The organism is Allofournierella massiliensis (assembly GCF_004345265.1).
GTDB classification, from domain to species: Bacteria; Bacillota; Clostridia; order Oscillospirales; family Ruminococcaceae; genus Allofournierella; species Allofournierella massiliensis.
This window is the reverse complement of record NZ_SLUM01000016.1, coordinates 43,849-63,385: the sequence shown is the minus strand read 5'-3', so window position 1 is coordinate 63,385 and position 19,537 is coordinate 43,849. Positions and strand designations below refer to the sequence as shown.

The following is a 19,537-nucleotide window of genomic DNA, read 5'->3' as shown; positions in this document are numbered from 1 at the left end:
CCTTTTCTGTTACACAGAGCCTTCGGGCTTGCTGCCCTCGTCCGGCTGTTCCGGCATGGGCTTCGCCGGCTCGGCGGTTTCTGCCATTTCCGCGGGCTGAGCGAGCTCTGCAGCCTGTGCGGGCTCAGCGGGCTGGGCAGGTTCAGCAGGCGCTGCGGGCTGGGCGGGCTGCTCGGCCTCCGGCAGGGTGCCGCCCTCCATCAGGGTCTTGAACTCCTCGCCGGACAGCTTCTCCCGCTTGATCAGCTCGGCGGCCACCACATGCAGCTTATCCATGTTGTCGCTCAGGATGCGGCGGGCTCGTTCATACGCTTCGTCCACAATGTCGCGGATTTCGCTGTCGATCTCGGCGGCGATGGAATCGGAATAGCCTTTGCCCTGGCTGAAATCACGGCCCAGGAAGGTTTCCTCCGGGTCGGAACCGTAGACCACAGGGCCCAGCCGCTCGGAGAAGCCGTAGCGGGTGACCATGCTGCGGGCGGTCTGGGTGGCGCGCTCCAGGTCGTTGGAAGCACCAGTGGAGATATCCTCCAGCACCAGACTCTCGGCCACACGGCCGCCCAGCAGGCTCACAATGCGCTCCTGCATGGCGGTCTTGGTCACATAGCTGGCGTCCTTATCGGGCAGGTACATGGTGTAGCCGCCCGCCTGGCCGCGGGGAATGATGCTGATCTGATGCACCGGGTCGTTGGTGGGGCAGAACCAGCTGGTGATGGCATGGCCCGCCTCGTGATATGCGGTGAGCTTTTTCTCTTTTTCGGTAACCACACGGCTCTTCTTCTCGGGGCCGGCCACCACCTTGATGGAGGCTTCCTCGATTTCCTTCTCCGTGATGGCCTTCTTGCCCCGGCGCGCGGCCAGCAGCGCGGCCTCGTTCACCAGGTTCTCCAGATCCGCACCGGCGAAACCGGCAGTGGACTGGGCAATGGTTTTCAGGTTCACATCGGGAGCCAGCGGCTTTTTGCGGGTGTGAACCTTCAGGATCTCCTCACGGCCCTTCACGTCCGGCAGGCCCACATAGACCTGACGGTCGAACCGGCCGGGGCGCAGCAGCGCATGGTCCAGAATGTCGGCACGGTTGGTGGCCGCGATCACGATCACGCCCTCGTTTGCGCCGAAGCCGTCCATCTCCACCAGCATCTGGTTCAGGGTCTGCTCGCGTTCATCGTGACCGCCGCCCAGACCGGTGCCGCGCTGGCGGCCCACCGCGTCGATCTCATCGATGAAGATGATACTGGGCGCGGTCTTTTTCGCCTTGTCGAACAGATCACGCACACGGGAAGCACCCACGCCCACATACATCTCCACGAAATCGGAACCGGAGATAGAGTAGAAGGGCACGCCCGCCTCACCGGCGCAGGCACGGGCCAGCAGGGTTTTACCGGTACCCGGAGGGCCCACCAGCAGCACGCCGTGGGGAATGCGGGCACCCAGACTGTTGAACTGACTGGGATTCTTGAGGAACTGCACAATTTCTTCCAGCTCGGCCTTTTCCTCGTCCGCGCCCGCCACATCGGCAAAGGTGGTCTTGCGCTTGTCATCGTTCTGATCCTTCACCTTGGCGCGGCCCACATTCATGATGTTGCCGCCCTGGTTGCCCTTGAACATCACATAGAAAATGAAGATCATGCTGCCCACCATGACCACCATCATCATGATGTCCCACACGGGCACGCTGCTCTTCACAGGGGTGTAATCCTGATACATGGGTGCATCGGGATGGGCCTCATTGTAGGCCTGAACGTAAGGCTGCACCTCTTCATAAAAGATGCTGAAATAGGGCACGCGGTATTCCACCTGCCAGATGCCCTCACCGCTGGGCAGCTGATCCACAGTTTCCTTGGCATCGGTGGTGCTCTGGCTCTGGCTGCGGATCAGATCAAACATACCGCCCTGGGTCAGCTGGCCGCGGCCTGCAGGCTGCTTGCCGGTATCCACCGCGTTAGAAGGCAGCTCCACGCTGCCCTCCACCAGTGCCAGCTTGATGTCGCCGGTGTTCAGGTCCATCTCGAAACCGACCACCTGCTGGGACTGGAAGTAGCTGAGCACCCGGGAGTAGCTCATGGTAGTGGTGGAGGTGTTCATCAGGCTCCACAGATTCAGAGCCAACACGCTCAGCGCCAGCAGCACGACGATGATCATGCCGTTGAATTTTGGTTTACGCTGCAAAGACTTCATCTCCTATTCCGCACGGGGGCCCGGCCGCGTTTCGGCCGTTGCTTCGCGCCCCCGTGCGCATGTTATTTGGTGTATACTTCGGGCTTCAGAATGCCCACATAGGGCAGGTTGCGGTACTGCTCGTCGTAGTCCAGGCCATAGCCCACCACGAACTCGTCCGGCACCTCGTAGCCCACATAGTCCGCCTGCAGATCCACCTTGCGGCGGCTGGGCTTATCCAGCAGGGTGGCAATACGGATGCTGGCAGGGTTGCGGCCCTGCAGGAGCCCCTTCAGATAACTCAGGGTCATGCCGGAATCCAGAATGTCCTCCACGATCAGGATATCCTTGCCGGACAGATCCTGATCCAGATCCTTCACGATCTTCACCACGCCACTGGTTTTTACGCCGCTGCCGTAGGAGGAAACGACCATAAAGTCGATGGCGCAGGGCAGATCGATGCAGCGCATCAGGTCGGCCAGATAGACCACGGCGCCCTTCAGCACGGTGACCAGCAGCAGGTTCTTGCCCTGATAATCTTTGGTGATCTGGGCGCCCATCTCGGCGCACTTGGCTTTCAGCTGTTCTTCGGTGAGTAATACCTGCAGGATATCGTTGCTCTGACTCATTGTTTGTTCACTGCTCCTTGTTGGTTGGTTCCAACGGACGGATCACCAGGATACGGCTGGTGGCAGCTGTGGGGGCATACCCCTGGGCCACACCACCGCCCCACAGCCAGATCACCTGGCTGCCCTGGGCCAGAAGGGGCGCCAGCGCACGCTGTACGCCGGGAATTCCCGCCTCGTTGAAGTATTTTTTCAGGCTCTTGCTACCGCTGCGCCCCGCCGGATGGAACCGGTCGCCCGGCTGGCGGGTACGCAGAGACAAACTACTCCTTATTTTATCATAATCCACACAATTGGTTAAGCCCTTTTTCCGGCCCGCGGCAAATTTTTTGATTTGTTCACATTCTTCGCCCTCGGCCAGCTCCAGCCGCAGCCGATAGCCGCCGGGCAGGCGGTATTCCCCCGGCCTGGCGAGTCGGGGCGGATCCGGCTGCTCTTCGGTGCTCTGTGCCCAGCGCAGAACGCCGGCACACCGCTCGATCCGCACACCGCCAGCCAGCTGAGCCGCCCGGCTGCGGCCTTCGAGCAGAGCCTCCAGCTTGGGCAGATCCGCCTGACGCAGCGGGGCTTTTTCTTCCACCAGACAGCGCAGCGCCTCGGCCCGAAGCACCGGGTCCGCCTCCAGCAGGATCTTTGCGCTCCAGCCGTCGCCGCAGCGGGCCGTTTGCAGCAAGTGTTCCCCCTCACGGCGAAAATATTGCAGCCAGCCCTGAGCTCTGCTGCAATATTCCCCCAGTGCCCGCTGGGCTTCCGGGTTGATCTGCTCCAGCTGGGGCAGCACCTGATGGCGAATTCGATTGCGGGAATACGCACTGTCTGCGTTGGTCTCGTCCAGCACAAAGGGAGTGCCGGTGGCCCGGCAATAATCCTCGGTTGCATTTCGTGGCAGCTCCAGCAGCGGCCGGATATAGGGCTCCCGCACCGGCGGAATACCCGCCGCGCCAGCCAGCCCGGTTCCCCGGGCCAGCCGGAACAGTAGCGTTTCCGCCTGGTCGGTAAGGGTGTGGGCGGTGGCGATCTTCACCGCCGGATCTTTTTTTGCCAGCTGCTCAAAAAACGCATAGCGCAACTGCCTTGCCCACTCCTCGCTGCGTCGTTCGGTCTGCCGGCCGGCATGATGGCAATGCAGCAACACGCCTTCTTTTGTACAAAATTCAGCCACAAAGGTCTCGTCGTTCTCTGCCGCGTCCCGCAGGCCGTGGTTCACATGGGCCGCCTCCCATGTGATGCCCAGCTCCCGGCCCCGGCGCAGAAAAAAGCGCAGCAGGGCCATGGAATCCGCCCCGCCGGACACCGCCGCGATCACCCGGTCGCCGGGCTGCAGCATGTTCCGGCTGCGGATGCTCTCCAAGACCTGCTCCTCAAAGGCGGCGGCGCTCATCGGCTCATCCCGCATGGTTGTAATCCACGTTCACGAAGCGGGTGTGCGCGCCGTCCCAGCCCAGATCCACCTTGCCGGTTTCGCCGTGACGGTTCTTGGCGATGATGCACTCGGCGGTGCTGGAATCGCTCTCCTCCAGGCTTTCGCCGCTCATGGAGGTGTAGTAGCCCTCGCGGTACAAAAACAGTACGATGTCGGCGTCCTGCTCGATGGAACCGGAGTCACGCAGGTCGGACAGCTGGGGCCGGTGGTCGGATCGGCCGCTGCTCTTCTCCGCCGCACGGGACAGCTGAGACAAAGCGATGACCGGCACATTCAGCTCCTTGGCCATGATTTTCAGATTTCGGGTAATATCACTGATTTCCTGCACACGGTTTTCGGTGCGCTTGCCGCTGGTCATCAGCTGTAAGTAGTCGATGACCACCAGCCCGATGGGGGTCTTTTCCGGGTCCTGATTGATCTTGCGGATCTTGGCCTTCACCTCCGGGATGGTGATGCCGGAGGTATCGTCCATAAAAATGGGCACATCGTGCAGCACGTCCATGGCGTGGGCCAGATCGTCCCAGTCGTTGCCGCTGAGCGCACCGGAACGGAAGGAGTGGCTGTCCACGCCGGCCTCGGCGGAGAGGATACGGTTGGTCAGCTGCTCCTTGCTCATTTCCAGGCTGAAGATGGCCACAGGAATATGGCTCTTTTTGGCCACGTTGGTGGCGATGTTCAGCGCAAAGCTGGTCTTGCCCATACCGGGGCGGGCGGCCAGAATGATCAGGTCGGACCGGCCCAGGCCGGTGAGGATGGAATCCAGATAGGTAAAGCCGGTGGGAATACCGGCGTATTTGTCCTTGTTGGGGCCCGCGATCTTCTGCAGGGTGGCCATGGTCTCCAGAAACGCGTCGGACAGCTTGGTCAGCTCCTCCCGCTTCTGGTTGGAGCGGATGTCGGTCAGTCGCTGCTCCACACTCTCCAGCAGCATATCCGCGTCCGGCTGGGCGCTGGACTGCTTGAGGATGTTCTGGGCCAGCTGCATCACCTGACGGGTGAGGTATTTCTCCTCCACAATGCGGGCGTAGGCGCCGAAGTTGCTGATGGAGGGCACCACCTCGCCCAGACGGGCAATGTAGACCTTGGCGGCCTCCATGCTCTCGAACACGCCGGTGGAGGCCACCGCGTCGATCAGGGTCACCGCGTCCAGCTGCTCGGTGCCGGAATACAGCTCCACCATCTGGCTGAAGATCTCGGCGTTCTGGCGGGAATAGAACATTTCCGGCTTGAGGGTATTGATCAGCGCGGGCATCACCCGTTCGCTGTCCAGCAGAGCGGCGCCCAGCACCGACTGCTCCGCTTCCATATTATACGGCTCGGCCAGATTCATGCTGTCCAGTTCAAAATTTGTATCCTGCATCAGGCATCGTTCCCTTTCGCTACGGTTGGTTTTTCAGTCAGCGTCGCTCCACATGGAATGGAGTGCATCCTGCTTTGCTGTTTTCAGCAAGCAGCGCCCAGCGGGCGCGGCCTTCGGGGCCATTCTTCCCCATGACCGCCCCACTGGGCGCAGCGGTTCCGCTTTTTACTGCTCCTCAACCTTCACCTTGAAGGTGCTGGTCACGCCGGGGTGCAGCTTCACAGTGGCGTTGGTGGTGCCGAACTCCTTGATGTCCCGCTCCAGTTCCACCTTGCGCTTGTCGATCTCGGTGCCCACCATCTGGCTCAGGTGCTGGGCCACCTCCTTGGAGGTGATCTTGCCGAACAGGCGGCCGCCGTTGCCCTTGCTCTTGATCACAACGGTCTTGTCCTTGATGGTGGCGGCCAGCTGCTGGGCAGCAGCCAGGGCCTCGGCAGCATGATGCTCCTTGGCTTCGTTCTTGGTGCGCACCAGATTCAGTGCGGTGGCGTCCGCCTCGGCGGCCAGGCCGCGAGGGAACAGGAAGTTGCGGGCGTAGCCGTCCGACACTTCGTGGATTTCATCCTTTTTGCCGATGTTCTTCACATCCTGCTTCAGAATAACCTTCATTGGTATCTCTCTCCTTATGTGCGCGGCACCCGCTTGCAGGCGCCGCGTATTTTGGCCGGCCGCAGGGCCGGGTTTATCGTTTCTTGCCGGAGCGCCCCTCTTCCTCGGCCTGCTCCTGCCGGTAGCGGGCAATGGCCTGACGGATGCGCTTTTCGGCTTCGTCGATGGTGGTATCCTTCATCTGGGCACCGGCCATGGTCAGATGACCGCCGCCGCCCAGCTGCTCCATGATGACCTGCACGTTCACGGCGCCCATGCTGCGGGCGGAGATGTTCACCCCGCTGCCCTGCTGCACGGCCACAAAGCTGGCTCCCACCCCCTGGATGGTGAGCAGATCGTTGGCCGCCTGAGGCACCGCAACCGCCATGTCCGGCGGAAGCTCGCCGGATACCGACACCGCACAGCCCATATAAATATCGGCGTTTTCCACCAGATTGGACTTGGCGGTGTATTCCTGCAGGCTGGAGTTGAACAGCAGCTTCACCCGCTCGGTCATGGCGCCCATACGGCGCAGATAAGCAGCCGCCTCAAAGGTACGCACGCCGGTGTGAATGCCGAAGTTGCGGGTATCCAGCATGATGCCGGCCAGCAGCGCCTCGGCTTCCAGCGCGGTGGGGCGGGCATTTTCCGCCTCCACATACTGCAAAAGCTCGCTCACCAGCTCACAGGTGGAGGAAGCATAGGGCTCGTGGAAGAACAGCACCGCGTTGTCGATGTGTCCCACGGCCTTGCGGTGGTGGTCGATCACCGCCACCTGGCGGCATTTGCGATACACATCGCCGCTTTCCAGCAGGCCTTTGATGTGAGTGTCCACCACCAGCAGCAGGGTGTTGTCGGTCATGCCGTCCAGCGCCACTTCCGGCGAGATGAAGTCCTCGCCCAGGCCCGCGGCCTGGAATTCGTCCAGCACGCTCTGGGCCAGTGTTGCATCCCGCCGCACCACGATGGCAGCCGGCGCGTCCAGCGCCTTGCAGATGCGCAGCACACCGATGGCCGCGCCCACGCAGTCCAGATCGCTCATCCGGTGACCCATGATGAGCACACTGTCCGCCTGACGGATCAGATCGCACAGGGCCTTGGCCACGATGCGACTCTTGACCCGACTGCGCTTTTCCACGCTGCGGGACACACCGCCGTAGAAGGCAAAGCCCTCGGGGGTTTTCACTGCCGCCTGATCGCCGCCCCGGCCAAGGGCCATGTCCAGCGACTGGCGGGCCATCTCCTCGCACTGGCGCAGGGTGTCGCCGCCCCGGCCTACGCCAATGGACAGCGTCACGTTCACTTCGCCTTCCAGCGCACGGATCTTATCCAGCACATCGAACTTTGCCGCCACCATTTCCTTCATGTGGCGCTCCTCCACCACCGCTATGTAGCGGGCGTTGCTCACCCGCTGCAAAAAGCCGGTGGTGCGGCCGATGTAGTTCTCCAGCACCCGGTTGATGCCTTCCAGCACCCGGGCCTTTTCCGAGTCCTTCAGCTCGGCCAGCTGTTCGGCGTAGGCGTCGATCTCGATGATCATATAGGCCGGACGGGTGGCGTCGTATTCCGCCGCCCGCTGGCGCAGGTCGGTCTCGTCCACCAGATACAGCACCGTGAGTGCCTCACGCCCGGAGGTTACCGACGCAAAAATATTGTATTTGCGGCCCTCGTGCTCCAGCACCTGGCCGGCGGGCTCGCTGCACTGGTGCAGATCCAGCCCGCAGAGCACCTTGCCCACCGGAGCAAGCAGACGGTCCTCGTCTGCCAGAATGCGCTGGCGGAAGGCGCTGTTGTACCACACAAGAGTCTTGCCGCTGAGCAGGGCCACCGGCAGCGCCGTGGTGCCCAGACTCAGCTGTACCTGGCTGTTTTCAAAGCTCTCGCACTGCAGCGCCCGGGCAAGACCCCGGCGCAGCCGCCCTGCAAGGAAAAACAGCACCAGAACCAGAACGGCCAGCAGCGGGATCAGCACCCACAGCAGCCGGGGTTCCAGCAGGCCCACCAGAACGGTGAGCAGCGTGCTCAAAACCAGAAGCCCGGCGGTGTAGACCTCCAGTGTGAAACGTGGTTTCAGATCCATGGCCCAACAGCCTCCTTTGCGTTTGGGGTCAGACCTCCATGAGGATGGGCAGGATCATGGGGCTGCGCTTGGTCTTGCGGTAGATATAAGAGGACAGCGCCTCCCGCACGCGGGTCTTTACGCTGTTCCAGTCGCGCACATTTTCTGCGGCGCACCGCTCGAAGCACTGGCTCACCAGCCGGCGGGCTTCGTCCATCAGCTGCTCGCTCTCGCGCACATACACAAAGCCGCGGGAAACCAGATCCGGCCCGGCCATTACCTGACCGGTGCGGGAGTTGACCGTGGCCACCACGATAACCAGACCGTCCTCGGACAGATGACGGCGGTCCCGCAGAACCACGTTGCCCACGTCGCCCACGCCCAGGCCGTCCACCATTACGGCGCCGGCAGGCACCGGCTCACCGGTGGAAAGGCTGTCGGCCGAGAGGATGATGTCCTGCCCGATCTCGGCGATGTGGATGTTCTTGGGGGGGATGCCCAGCTTTTCGGCGGTGATGGCATGCTTTTTCAGCTGCTTGTACTCGCCGTGCACCGGCAGGAAGTATTTGGGCGCCGCCAGCGTGAGCATCAGCTTCTGCTCCTCCTGGCAGGCGTGGCCGGACACATGCACATCATACATGGATTCGTAAATGACCTCCGCGCCCAGCAGTAACAGACCGTTCACCACCTTGGTGACCATCTTTTCATTGCCGGGGATGGGGGTGGCGGAGATGATGATGAAGTCGCCGGGGCCCACGCGCACATTCCGGTGGCTGGCGCTGGCCATGCGGGACAAGGCGCTCAGCGGCTCGCCCTGGCTGCCGGTGGTGATCAGCACGATCTGCTCCGGCGGGTACTTGTTGATCTGCTCCAGATCAATGAGCACGCCCTCCGGCGCATGCAGATAGCCCAGCTCCAGGGCCATCTGGGTGTTGTTGGCCATGCTCCGGCCGGACACCGCCACCTTGCGGCCGTTTTCCACCGCCAGATCAATGATCTGCTGTACACGGTAGATGTTGGAAGCAAAGGTTGCAATGATGATGCGCTGTTTGTCCGCCCGGCGGAACAGGTTGGCAAAGCTGTCGGCCACCTTGTGCTCGGTGGCGGTAAAGCCCGGCCGCTCGGCGTTGGTGGAATCGCTCAGCAGGGCCAGCACACCCTTTTTGCCGTATTCCGCAATGGTCACCAGATCGGTGGGCCCGGCGGACAGCGGGGTATAGTCAATCTTGAAGTCGCCCGTCTGGATGATCACGCCCGCCGGGCAGTCGATGGCCAGAGCCACCGCATCCGGGATGGAGTGGTTCACATGGATGGGCTCGATGGTAAAGCAGCCCAGCTTGAACTTGTGGCGGGGATGAATCTCCACCAGCTTGGTGCGGCCCAGCAGATTGTGCTCTTCCAGCTTGTTCTTGATCAGGCCGATGGTCAGCTTGGTGGCATAGATGGGCAGGTTCACCTGCTTGAGCAGGTAGGGCAGCGCGCCGATGTGATCCTCATGGCCGTGGGTGATTACCACGCCCTTGATCTTATCCTTGTTCTGCACCACATAGGTGAAGTCCGGAATGACCAGGTCGATGCCGAACATGTCGCTGTCCGGAAAAACCAGGCCGCAGTCCACGATGAGCATGTCTCCCTGGCACTCATACAGGGTGATGTTTTTGCCCACTTCACCCAGACCGCCCAGAGGAATAATGTGCACCGGCACAGCCTCTTCCTGCTTATTGTGATTTTTGGCAGCAGGCTTGCGGCCCCGGGAATAGAAGGGGCGGCGGCGCTGAGCAGGCTGCTGCGTGCCGGCATTCTCGGCTTTGGGCGCGGCCGGCTTATGGGCAGCGCGCGGTTTTTTGGGCTCTTTTTCCTTCGTGTTTTTCTGTTGAGTCATAGATCTCCTCCGTAAAATTGCGTACGCCGGAAAAACCCGTTTCCCGTTACGATGCGAAAACGGCCGGGCGCACGATGGTTCAGTTTGAAAATGCTTGTGGTGTTGGGCACGACGGGTCCATTTGTTCAATGCGACCGGGCCCCGGACGGATCACGCACACAGAGCGGCGGCGACGGGCCGCTGCTCGGCCAAGGTTGGCAAACTTCTCCAACCTAAAGTTAGTTTTATTATACCCTCTTTGTATGCTTTCTGTCAACAAAGCGGAGCAGGCAGGGCAAAATAATGCGGGCAGGGCTTTTCCGGGGCAATCCCGCACAATTCCAGGTGGTGGAGCGCGCCGGAAGCACCCGCTTTGAAATGTGCGGTGTTGCCCCAAGTATGGGCCGACCAATCCCCTCTTACACTTGCCGCCCGGGAGCAAAACCGGTATAATGGTGCCATTGGGCATTGACCGGCTATTGGTTTCCAAACAAAGCCGTGCCCGGAACAGACAGCCCGCCTTCCCGCGGACAGGAGGACAGCATGAAACAGATTGAAATCTTTACCGACGGTGCCTGCAGCGGTAACCCCGGCCCCGGCGGCTGGGGCGCAGTACTGCGCTATAAACAGTATGAAAAGGAGCTTTCCGGCGGCGAGGCCGAAACCACCAACAACCGCATGGAGCTCACCGCCTTCATCCGGGCGCTGGAACAGCTGAAGGAGCCCTGTGAAATTACCCTGTGCAGCGATTCCAAATATGTGATTGACGGGCTGGAAAAGGGCTGGGCCAAGGGCTGGCGGGCCCGGGGCTGGAAAAAGAGTGACAAATCCCCCGCCCTCAACCCGGATCTGTGGGGTCGGCTGCTGGAGCTGTGTGAAGGGCATGTGATCCACTATAAATGGATCAAGGGCCATGCCGGTCACCCGGAGAACGAACGCTGCGACCGGCTGGCCGTGGAGCAGAGCAAGAAGTACGGCGGCCGCCAGACCTGACGGCTGCTTCCAACAAAAAGGAGCAACGAATTATGAGCGATATTTTATTCCCCGGCAACGATTTTTCCACCTTTGAAAAGCAGGACAAGGTGCTGGTGGGCGTATCCGGCGGGGTGGACTCCGCGGTATGCGTGCACATCCTGCGGGAGCAGGGCTTTGCGGTAACCGGTGCGGTGATCCGCTTCTCCCCCGCCCACGACAAGGCGGTGGAGGAAGCCCGGAAGGCGGCCGCCGCTCTGGGCATTCCGCTGGAGGTCATCGAGGCAGGCGAGGAGTTCGAGCGCCAGGTGGTGGAGCCCTTCTGCCAGGCCTACTGCGCCGGACGCACCCCCAACCCCTGCGTGCTGTGCAACCCCACCGTAAAGTTCAAGCTGCTGGCCGCCCGGGCCGACGAGCTGGGCATCCCCTTCATCGCCACCGGCCACTACGCCCGTGTGGAGCAGACCGCCGCCGGCCAGTACCACATCGCCCAGCCCGCCAGCGTGGCCCGGGACCAGAGCTACATGCTCTACCGCCTGGGGCAGGATATTCTGGCCCGGCTGTGCCTGCCGCTGGGAGAGTTTGAGAAGGAGGACATCCGCCAGATTGCCCGCGATCTGGGCCTGCCCTGCGCCGACAGCCCGGACAGCATGGAAATCTGCTTCATTCCGGACGGCGACTACGCCGCCTTCATCCGGGGCCGGGGCCTTGCGGACAAGGCCGGCCGTTTCATCGCGCCGGACGGGCAGGATCTTGGCCCCCACAAGGGCGTAATGCACTACACCCTGGGCCAGCGCAAGGGTCTGGGCCTTGCACTGGGCAAGCCCGCCTTTGTGAAGGCCATTCGGGAGAACGGCGACGTGGAGCTGGGCTGGGCCGGTGAGGAATTCTTCTCCGGCATGACCCTGCGTGACGTATGCTGCGCCGCCGGGGGCGAATTGCCCGCCGGGGATTATCTGGTGAAGATCCGCAGCGCCTCCAAGCCCGTGTCCTGCCATTACGACGGCAAGGGCGCCGTGCGCTTTGAAGAGCCTGCCCGCGCCCCCGCTCCCGGTCAGAGCGCCGTATTCTACGGCGGCGGCCTGGTTCTGGGCGGCGGCTTCATCGACCAGATTCTGGAGTAATCTCCCCAGAGCAGACAACACAAACAAAAAGCAGCCCTCTGCCGGAACACCGTGCAGAGGGCTGCTTTTTTGCGTTTTTGTTTATTTGTTTTCTTCGCTCTTGTCGTTCTTGGGCCCGAGACGGCGGCGAATGTCGTCGATGATCTCCGGGCAGACAAACTCGGAAATATCACCGCCCATGGTGGCCACCTCCCGCACAATGGAGGAGGAAAGATACATGTACTGAATGTCGGTGGTCATGAACATGGTCTCCAGTGTGGGGCAGAGCTTCTTGTTGGTGAGCGCCATCTGGAATTCGTATTCAAAATCGCTCACCGCACGCAGACCCTTGATCAGGGTACAGGCCCCCACATGGGAGGCGTAGTCCGCCAGCAGGCCGCCGAAGAAATCCACCCGCACGTTGGGCAGGTCTTTGGTCACCCGGCGGGCCAGCTCCACCCGCTCGGCGGGGGTAAAGGCGGTGTTGCTCTTGGCGTAGTTCACCAGAATGAGCACGATCACCTCGTCGAACAGGCCCGAAGCCCGGCGGATGATGTCCAGGTGGCCCTTGGTGATGGGATCAAAGCTGCCGGGGCAGATGGCGATGCGTTTTTCCATAAAGCGTTTTTCCTTTCCGCTGTGGGCCGCTGGGCCCACTGTTGGCCATTTTCCCGCCTTGCTGTTCGGCGGGCGCCCTTAAGTATACCCCCGGAAAAGCGGCCTTGTCAATCACATTTTTGCCGCCTTTCTTCTCCCGTCATTCCTGTTCACACAGCTCGCTGAGCTTCTGATAAAAGGGGGTATTGTCCAGTGTGGCGAAGTAATCCATGGGGGTCTCAGCCCGGCGGATCACCTCGTGGCTGCCGTCCTCATGCAGCAGCACCTCGGCGCTGCGCAGCTTGCCGTTGTAGTTGTAGCCCATGGAGAAGCCGTGGGCGCCGGTGTCGTGGATCACCAGCACGTCACCGATGCCGGTCTCAGGCAGGGCCCGGTCGATGGCGAATTTGTCGTTGTTTTCGCACAGACCGCCGGTCACGTCATACACATGGTCGCAGGGCTCGTTTTCCTTGCCCAGCACGGTGATGTGGTGGTACGCACCGTACATGGCCGGACGCATCAGATTGGCGGCGCAGGCATCCAGACCCAGATAGTTTTTCTGGATATGCTTTTCGTGGAGCACAGTGGCCACCAGATGGCCGTAAGGGGCCAGCATGAACCGGCCCAGCTCGGTGAAGATGGACACATCGCCCATGCCGGCGGGCACCAGAATCTCCTCGAACTTTTTGCGCACACCTTCACCGATGGCGGCAATGTCGCTGGCGGGCTCCTCAGGGCGGTAGTCCACACCCACGCCGCCGGATAGATTGATGAATTTGATCTTTGCGCCGGTGGCCTTGTTCAGCCGCACCGCCAGCTGGAACAGGATTTCGGCCAGCGCCGGGTAATAATCATTGCTGGTGGTGTTGCTGGCCAGGAAGGCATGGATGCCGAACTGTTTGGCCCCCTTCTTCATCAGCTTTTCGAAGGCGGAAGCCATCTGCTCTTCAGTCATGCCGTATTTGGCTTCGCCGGGGTTGTCCATAATGTCGTTGCCCATGCTGAACACGCCGCCCGGATTGTAGCGGCAGAACACGGTTTCCGGCACACCGGCCACCCGATCCAGAAATTCCACATGGGTGTAGTCGTCCAGGTTGATGTAAGCACCCATCTGGCAGGCCTTTTTCATGTCCTGCACAGGGGTCACGTTTGAGGAGAACATCACATCCTGACCGGTAAAACCGCAGGCTTCACTGAGCAGCAGCTCGGTGTAGGTGGAGCAGTCCACCCCACAGCCCTCCTCCTGCAGAATCTTTAAAAGCGCCGGGGTGGGCGTGGCCTTCACGGCAAAATATTCCTTATAGCCCTCGTTCCAGGCGAAGGCCGCGTTCAGGCGGCGGGCATTTTCCCGAATGCCTTTTTCGTCGTAGATATGAAAGGGCGTGGGCACGTCCTCAATGATCCTCTGGGCCTGTTCCAGGCTGATGAACGGATGCTTTTGCATGGTGGTCTTTCTCCCTTTCCCACGGGCTGTTCGCCCGGTTTGATTGCGCAGTGTTTATTTTAGCACAGTATAACACAAAAGGGGCCAGCCGCGCAACGACATGTTTTGCAGGCAGCAAAAAAGCCCTTCAAACGAAACGTTTGAAGGGCTTTGACCATGGAGCTGCTAAGCAGATTTGAACTGCTGACCTCATCCTTACCAAGGATGCGCTCTACCGACTGAGCTATAGCAGCAAGATGGCGACCCGGATGGGGCTCGAACCCACGACCTCTAGCGTGACAGGCTAGCGTTCTAACCAACTGAACTACCGGGCCATCTTTTGCGTTGCCTTGTGGCGACTTTTAATATTATACAGACAGTTCCCGCAATTGTCAACCACTTTTTTAAAAATTTTTTCAGGATTTTTTCAGCGGCTTTTTTCGCCCAAAAAACAGCGGCGGACGAGGTCTTTTCCCCGCCCGCCGCATGCCCTTTTGCGCTGTTACTGAACGCGTTCCAGCAGACCGCACCCGGCCAGCAGCCGCTGATACTCCAGCAGCATGGCCCGGTTTCCGCCGCCCAGCTCGGCAATGACCTGATCCGCCACCCGGCCGCAGCTGCGCGCACCGTCGATGTAATAGGCACACAGTGCCTGCTGCATCTCCCTGTCCGGCTCGGCTTCATAACGGCGGTCGTACTCCCGCACCAGAGTCAGCTTGTCCGGCTCATCCAGCATCCGCTTTTCCAGCGATTCCAGCGGGTCGCCAAAGAGGCGGCGGTACACCGGCCCCTCCTCGGCCCACTGCATCCGACCGGGCAGCAGGGCGTTCAGCCTTGCCAGCGGCTTTTCCGGATCCAGCCCCGCCTGCTGGCACAGCCGCCGGGCTGCCTCGGTGTAAAACTCCTTCAGCGCGCCCAGCTGGGCCGCCAGCTGTTTCGGGTCGCCGTGCTCCAGCATGGCCCGCCGGGTGATCCCCTCCATCCGGGCCATGAGCCGGGTGCACTGGTGGTTCAGAATCAGCCGGGCATCCCGCTTTTGCAGGTTGCACAACGTATAGGCATACACCGCCGCCAGCACGGTGGAAAACTTGAGCACGTTCATGTCCATTCGCTCGATGGTATCGGCGCTGGTGTGGTAGTATTTGTCCGGCCACTGGCCCAGCATGATGCTGGGGATGCCCACCTGCGGATCGCTCAGGATAAAGTGGTCGCTGCCCAGCCCGAAGGGCACCGCGTCGGTGCGCACGTTCTGCAGCAGCAGATCCTCCCGGCTGTTCACCTCCTGCTTGACCTCCTGCAACAGCAGGGTGGCCAGATCCCCCTCAAAGCCAGGCATGGCAAAGGGCAGGCCGGTCACGGTGATGGGGCCGGTGGTGTCTTCCTGTTTGGCGCCGATCATGTCCAGATTGATGCCCGCGGTATAGAGGGTTTTGTCCCGCCCGTCGTTCAGGTAATTGTAAGTACCGGTGAACTCCGGCACCAGAATCATGCGGATGGTCTTTTGCAGCGGCGGCAGCTGGCCCGCCTCCACGGCCGCGTGGATAGCCGCCATCAGGGTCATGGCCCCGGCCACGCCGGAAGCATTGTCGTTGGCGCTGGCGCAGGGGTGGCACAGATGGGCACACACCAGCACGCTCTCCTCGCTTTCGCCGGGCAGAACCGCTTCCACCACCTCGCTGGTGCCGTTTTCCAGTCTGGCATCCACATAGGCGTTCAGCAAAAGATAAGGACTTTCGCACTCCCCTTTTTCAAAGGCCTGCCGCTTCTGGTGGCACAGCTTTTGCAGCCGCAGCGAGGTGCGGGGCGACACCACAAACCCGAAGGCCTGCCGCTCGCCGGGGGTATGCTCCCACCAGAAGGAGGTGTAGTTCAGCGCATCCAGCAACTCCTCCGGGGTGCGCACATGGGGCGTCTCGTTCAGATAGTCCGACACAATGCCCAGTGCGCCCCGTTTCTGGATGGCCCAGCTGAATTTGTTGATGTGCTGATGGGTAAACAGCACCTTGCCCTCCAGATTCCAGCTCTGGTAAGCGGATTCTTCGCAGCCCTCGGTCATCTCCACCAGCTCCAGCGTTTCATCCCGCCAGTCGCAGGCGCAGCTTTTCTGGATCAGCGAGATGGGCTCCACCGAGTAATCCGCCAGCACAAAGCCCTCCGGCCCGGCAATGCGGCACCAGCCCGCGGTGCAGTTCCATTCCTGGAACAACCGGTAGCTGCCCGCGTAGCCGCCCGCCGGGGCCGGATAATGGAGCACCTGTGCCTGCACGCCCCGGCTGTTCAGCCAGTCGCAGCACCAGTTGGCCGCGGCCCGGAAGCCGCCGCTGGCCTGGATACGGTGGAAGCTGCTCACCTCTTTGACGATCTGATACAGCCCCCGCGTCTGTACCTGCTCCTTCATGATCTTTATGGTATCCTGCATCATCTGCGGCACGCCCCTTTTCGTCGTTTTGCTTCATTATACCACTCCGACGTTCTGATTTCATCCGCTAACGTAAAAAAGCAACCCAGACAATCATACCCTTGCGTTCAACGAGTGGGCATAATTGTCTGGGTTGCTAAAATAAACAAGGCTGTTCTCTGTATCGTTCTGACTGGCTTTCCTGGCGGAACCTCTTTTTTATGATGCCAGCCACAGATCAACACACGCTTGAATACCAGAACGCCAATTGTTTTCATCTGTTGCTTTTTCACACAACATAATGGCGTAATCGAGAAAACGTCGAATATCTTTTGGCTCTGGTTGAGTTTCATAACTGTACGCATTTTCAATAAGGCGCATAAACTGGTCTAATTCCAAGGGGATAATCTTAGACTTCCCACCATACAACGCAATCGAAAGATGGTTTAATCCATAAAAATGCGCTAAAGTTGCTGCGTTGATTGTCGGGGCAATAAAGAGGCAGTAGGTTTCTTTTCCACTTCTCTTTTTCAATTGTCCGTAATGTCGTGCAACAGGCTCTCCCTCAGATTCGTACTGACGTTGCCCGGACTGTAACGTCACTTCTACAGATAAGGCAAAATCATCATAGTCACATTCAATATCCGGCATATTTCCAGCCGCGGTAGACAGCGGTTGCCCTGCATCATCAAAATTAAAGTTGCCTTTGATATTTCCGCCATCAAGCATTGTCATCGCCCGCCATGTGTTATATTCAAGCATTAAGGGGGCGTCATAATATTCATCGGCAATAATTTCATTGAATGTGTCTATAATTTCTGAATATAGAGCATACGACTTTATCTCGGCAACTTGCTTATTGATAACAGCATCTTTGTGCCGCTGAACGATATCATCGCGTAAATCCTTTAGCTCCTCAAGAGTTTTGCCTGCTAGCTCCCTTCTTGTAAAGGAACCAATCCGCATAAGTACATCAACAATATTGGCTTTATTGTCTGTATAGAGAGCAGGCAAATTAGCAGAAAACAGATATCTTTTATAGGCATTCAGGTCATTAACACAAACCGGATCGCGCGGTACTGTCGAAAGAATAAAATCCACTTCAACAATTTTGTCATCAAAAATTGATATGGATCGATTTTTGTGTGAAATAGAGATTAGCCCGGTATATCTCAAATATCGAAAACAGGCATCCGCATAATCTCTCATATTGCTTTTTTGCGTAGCAACAAATTTTTTTAGGCTGGCATCGTGCGTTTCTCTTGTTCTTGTTTTTCCGGCCGCAATCCTGTCTTTGTGTATTTCTAATATTGCTCCTTCCCATATATGATTGACAAAACGCTTATATTGCCCTCTGTTTCGAGATTTTTCCTCTCTGAATTGCAAAACGGAATCTCTTATCGCTTCAAATCTGTGATAGTCTGTCATTTGAACAGCAAATATTTTGAATTCATCAAAAGTGATATATTCCAATTCCCGAACCAGGCGTAAAATTTCCAGATAGGGCCGAATATGAAAAGTTCCTGCAATATTTCTGTTCTCGGAGTGATATGGAGAAGGCAGCTGAAATTTCAATAACTGCCGTAAAAATATCTCCTGTGGGCGTTTTCCATAAATAAAAAAATGCCCTGCTTCAGTTAATGCCACACAGGGATTCAGATCAACAAACCCTAAAGCCTTTGGCGCTCGATTGATTCGATCTCTTGCGCTAAACGCCTTGTCGAAAGGTGATCCTTTTCCTTCAAAGAAATCACTTTGGGCCAATTCGTCCACAAATTTCTCTTGGGTGAATTGATTCCACTGGTTTCCTGAAAACTTTTCAGCTAAAAGTTTTATTTCTGGAATCATCTTGGCAGGTGTCCTAGGCGAAGTAGTAAAGAACAGCAGTTTATTATCAATTCTTGCCACAACGACATCTCCCGTTAATAATTTTTAACAATAATATGCATTTTATCGTTTTTAAACCGATTTTTTATATTAACCGAATAGTTTTTATAATACTCATCAAATATATACTCTCCATATAGCTCTTCCGTTAAGGGCGTTTTTCCTATTACCATCAGAGCACGACACGGCAAATTTCTAAAATCAGCAGCCAAACGCCTATGTTCTGCCTCATCGAAACCGTTCATCATATCGATATTGCCATAATCATTGAACACGCAGTCATACGGCGGATCAAGGAAGATAAAATCATCTGCTGTTGCCATATCGAATATATCATTGTAATCAAGATTAAACAGTTCTGCTCTTTGCAGCAACTCGCTATGCTGTCTCGTTACTAATTTGGTATTTAAATTAGGATAACGGCCAAACGGAACATTGTATTCTCCGCTGTTATTATACCGAATCATACCAGAATATGCCGTTTTGTTAATGAAGAAATATACGGATCCATCTAAAAAGGTATTGTCAGGATGGTTAAACAACTCCCTCATACGATAATATAATGCTTCGTTTGCGTTAGGAACCCTCTCGTCAGGAGTCAGCGCTTTTAATCTCTTGTATTCTGCCTGGTTGACCTCGTATAATTGTTGAAGCGTATCAAGTTGTGTGCGCATAGTTGAATAGTTGTCTCGCAACTGCTGATAAAACGTCATCAACCTGGTATTTGCATCATTGATAATCGAATTATCGGGCTCAAGATAAAAGAAAACAGCTCCACCGCCAAAAAAAGGCTCAATATAGCGGTTAAAATCATTTGGTATATATTGAAGAAAGCGAGGAATTTCCCTCGATTTTCCTCCACGATATTTCAAAACCGGGTTCATCCGTACACCTCGCTTTCTAAAGTTTAAAAAGAAATACTCAAAACAACCCATTTTTATTGTAACACACAAAGTTATCTACTACAACCGTCCATCCAGTTTTTCCACTGGTTCGCTCGCTTTAACAAAACAGGTGCCGGCGTGCCCTGAAAACAACTCCCCCAAAGCATTGCTTCAGGGGAGTTGAACTACGTTTTCAAAT

At 58.1% G+C, this 19,537-nt stretch carries 14 protein-coding genes and 2 tRNA genes; 2 read left to right on the top strand and 14 right to left on the bottom strand.

Annotation, left to right across the window (positions count from 1 at the left end; all coding sequences use genetic code 11):
* Nucleotides 1-9 precede the first annotated feature (9 nt).
* From ftsH to EDD77_RS10380, 7 genes are all read right to left on the bottom strand, one after another.
* Entirely contained in the window at nt 10-2,178 is a 2,169-nt protein-coding gene (gene ftsH / locus EDD77_RS10410) for an ATP-dependent zinc metalloprotease FtsH (protein WP_058967163.1), read from the bottom strand.
* A 62-nt stretch (nt 2,179-2,240) separates the two neighbouring features.
* Complete coding sequence (gene hpt, locus EDD77_RS10405) at nt 2,241-2,786, bottom strand: hypoxanthine phosphoribosyltransferase (RefSeq protein WP_058967164.1); 546 nt, start codon at nt 2,784-2,786, stop codon at nt 2,241-2,243.
* Nucleotides 2,787-2,793: 7 nt separating this feature from the next.
* Nucleotides 2,794-4,179, bottom strand: a complete 1,386-nt coding sequence (gene tilS / locus EDD77_RS10400; RefSeq protein WP_082669697.1) for a tRNA lysidine(34) synthetase TilS — start codon at nt 4,177-4,179, stop codon at nt 2,794-2,796.
* Nucleotides 4,169-5,566 carry a replicative DNA helicase gene (gene dnaB / locus EDD77_RS10395; protein ID WP_058967165.1) on the bottom strand — a complete coding sequence of 466 codons (1,398 nt, stop codon included), beginning with the start codon at nt 5,564-5,566 and terminating at the stop codon, nt 4,169-4,171. The genes tilS and dnaB overlap by 11 nt, the downstream gene beginning before the upstream one ends.
* A gap of 165 nt (nt 5,567-5,731) precedes the next feature.
* Nucleotides 5,732-6,175 (bottom strand): 50S ribosomal protein L9, encoded by a 444-nt coding sequence (gene rplI / locus EDD77_RS10390; protein WP_058967166.1) that lies wholly within the window; start codon nt 6,173-6,175, stop codon nt 5,732-5,734.
* 73 nt (nt 6,176-6,248) lie between these two features.
* The gene (locus EDD77_RS10385) at nt 6,249-8,234 is read right to left on the bottom strand and encodes a DHH family phosphoesterase (RefSeq protein WP_058967167.1); all 1,986 of its coding nucleotides are present in this window, start codon (nt 8,232-8,234) and stop codon (nt 6,249-6,251) included.
* A 28-nt stretch (nt 8,235-8,262) separates the two neighbouring features.
* Nucleotides 8,263-10,095 (bottom strand): ribonuclease J, encoded by a 1,833-nt coding sequence (locus tag EDD77_RS10380; RefSeq protein ID WP_077138632.1) that lies wholly within the window; start codon nt 10,093-10,095, stop codon nt 8,263-8,265.
* A 522-nt stretch (nt 10,096-10,617) separates the two neighbouring features.
* On the opposite strand from EDD77_RS10380, the gene rnhA reads away from it, so the two are divergent.
* Together rnhA and mnmA are read left to right on the top strand one after the other, a co-directional pair.
* Nucleotides 10,618-11,067 carry a ribonuclease HI gene (gene rnhA, locus EDD77_RS10375; RefSeq protein WP_058967168.1) on the top strand — a complete coding sequence of 150 codons (450 nt, stop codon included), beginning with the start codon at nt 10,618-10,620 and terminating at the stop codon, nt 11,065-11,067.
* Between the two features lie 32 nt (nt 11,068-11,099).
* A complete protein-coding gene (mnmA, locus tag EDD77_RS10370; protein ID WP_058967169.1) occupies nt 11,100-12,170 on the top strand; it encodes a tRNA 2-thiouridine(34) synthase MnmA in 1,071 nt (356 codons plus the stop codon).
* Between the two features lie 81 nt (nt 12,171-12,251).
* On the opposite strand, the gene coaD is transcribed toward mnmA, so the two are convergent.
* The 7 genes from coaD to EDD77_RS10335 form a co-directional block, all read right to left on the bottom strand.
* Nucleotides 12,252-12,767 carry a pantetheine-phosphate adenylyltransferase gene (coaD, locus tag EDD77_RS10365; protein ID WP_058967170.1) on the bottom strand — a complete coding sequence of 172 codons (516 nt, stop codon included), beginning with the start codon at nt 12,765-12,767 and terminating at the stop codon, nt 12,252-12,254.
* A 139-nt stretch (nt 12,768-12,906) separates the two neighbouring features.
* Entirely contained in the window at nt 12,907-14,190 is a 1,284-nt protein-coding gene (locus EDD77_RS10360; protein ID WP_058967171.1) for a diaminopimelate decarboxylase, read from the bottom strand.
* A gap of 157 nt (nt 14,191-14,347) precedes the next feature.
* Nucleotides 14,348-14,423: transfer RNA gene (locus tag EDD77_RS10355), tRNA-Thr, on the bottom strand.
* Nucleotides 14,424-14,427: 4 nt separating this feature from the next.
* Nucleotides 14,428-14,504 (bottom strand) — tRNA-Asp (locus tag EDD77_RS10350).
* Between the two features lie 167 nt (nt 14,505-14,671).
* On the bottom strand, nt 14,672-16,591 hold the full coding sequence (locus EDD77_RS10345) for a DUF4910 domain-containing protein (RefSeq protein WP_058967172.1): 1,920 nt from the start codon (nt 16,589-16,591) through the stop codon (nt 14,672-14,674).
* A gap of 195 nt (nt 16,592-16,786) precedes the next feature.
* Complete coding sequence (locus EDD77_RS10340) at nt 16,787-18,475, bottom strand: AlwI family type II restriction endonuclease (protein ID WP_058967173.1); 1,689 nt, start codon at nt 18,473-18,475, stop codon at nt 16,787-16,789.
* Nucleotides 18,476-18,489: 14 nt separating this feature from the next.
* Entirely contained in the window at nt 18,490-19,338 is an 849-nt protein-coding gene (locus EDD77_RS10335; protein ID WP_058967174.1) for a DNA adenine methylase, read from the bottom strand.
* Nucleotides 19,339-19,537: the final 199 nt, after the last annotated feature.

Excerpts from the sequence above, each read along its gene's own strand:
- ftsH (WP_058967163.1), bottom strand. The coding sequence starts at position 2,178 with ATGAAGTCTTTGCAGCGTAAACCAAAATTCAACGGCATGATCATCGTC.
- hpt (WP_058967164.1), bottom strand. The coding sequence starts at position 2,786 with ATGAGTCAGAGCAACGATATCCTGCAGGTATTACTCACCGAAGAACAG.
- tilS (WP_082669697.1), bottom strand. The coding sequence starts at position 4,179 with ATGCGGGATGAGCCGATGAGCGCCGCCGCCTTTGAGGAGCAGGTCTTG.
- dnaB (WP_058967165.1), bottom strand. The coding sequence starts at position 5,566 with ATGCAGGATACAAATTTTGAACTGGACAGCATGAATCTGGCCGAGCCG.
- rplI (WP_058967166.1), bottom strand. The coding sequence starts at position 6,175 with ATGAAGGTTATTCTGAAGCAGGATGTGAAGAACATCGGCAAAAAGGAT.
- EDD77_RS10385 (WP_058967167.1), bottom strand. The coding sequence starts at position 8,234 with ATGGATCTGAAACCACGTTTCACACTGGAGGTCTACACCGCCGGGCTT.
- EDD77_RS10380 (WP_077138632.1), bottom strand. The coding sequence starts at position 10,095 with ATGACTCAACAGAAAAACACGAAGGAAAAAGAGCCCAAAAAACCGCGC.
- rnhA (WP_058967168.1), top strand. The coding sequence starts at position 10,618 with ATGAAACAGATTGAAATCTTTACCGACGGTGCCTGCAGCGGTAACCCC.
- mnmA (WP_058967169.1), top strand. The coding sequence starts at position 11,100 with ATGAGCGATATTTTATTCCCCGGCAACGATTTTTCCACCTTTGAAAAG.
- coaD (WP_058967170.1), bottom strand. The coding sequence starts at position 12,767 with ATGGAAAAACGCATCGCCATCTGCCCCGGCAGCTTTGATCCCATCACC.
- EDD77_RS10360 (WP_058967171.1), bottom strand. The coding sequence starts at position 14,190 with ATGCAAAAGCATCCGTTCATCAGCCTGGAACAGGCCCAGAGGATCATT.
- EDD77_RS10345 (WP_058967172.1), bottom strand. The coding sequence starts at position 16,591 with ATGATGCAGGATACCATAAAGATCATGAAGGAGCAGGTACAGACGCGG.
- EDD77_RS10335 (WP_058967174.1), bottom strand. The coding sequence starts at position 19,338 with ATGAACCCGGTTTTGAAATATCGTGGAGGAAAATCGAGGGAAATTCCT.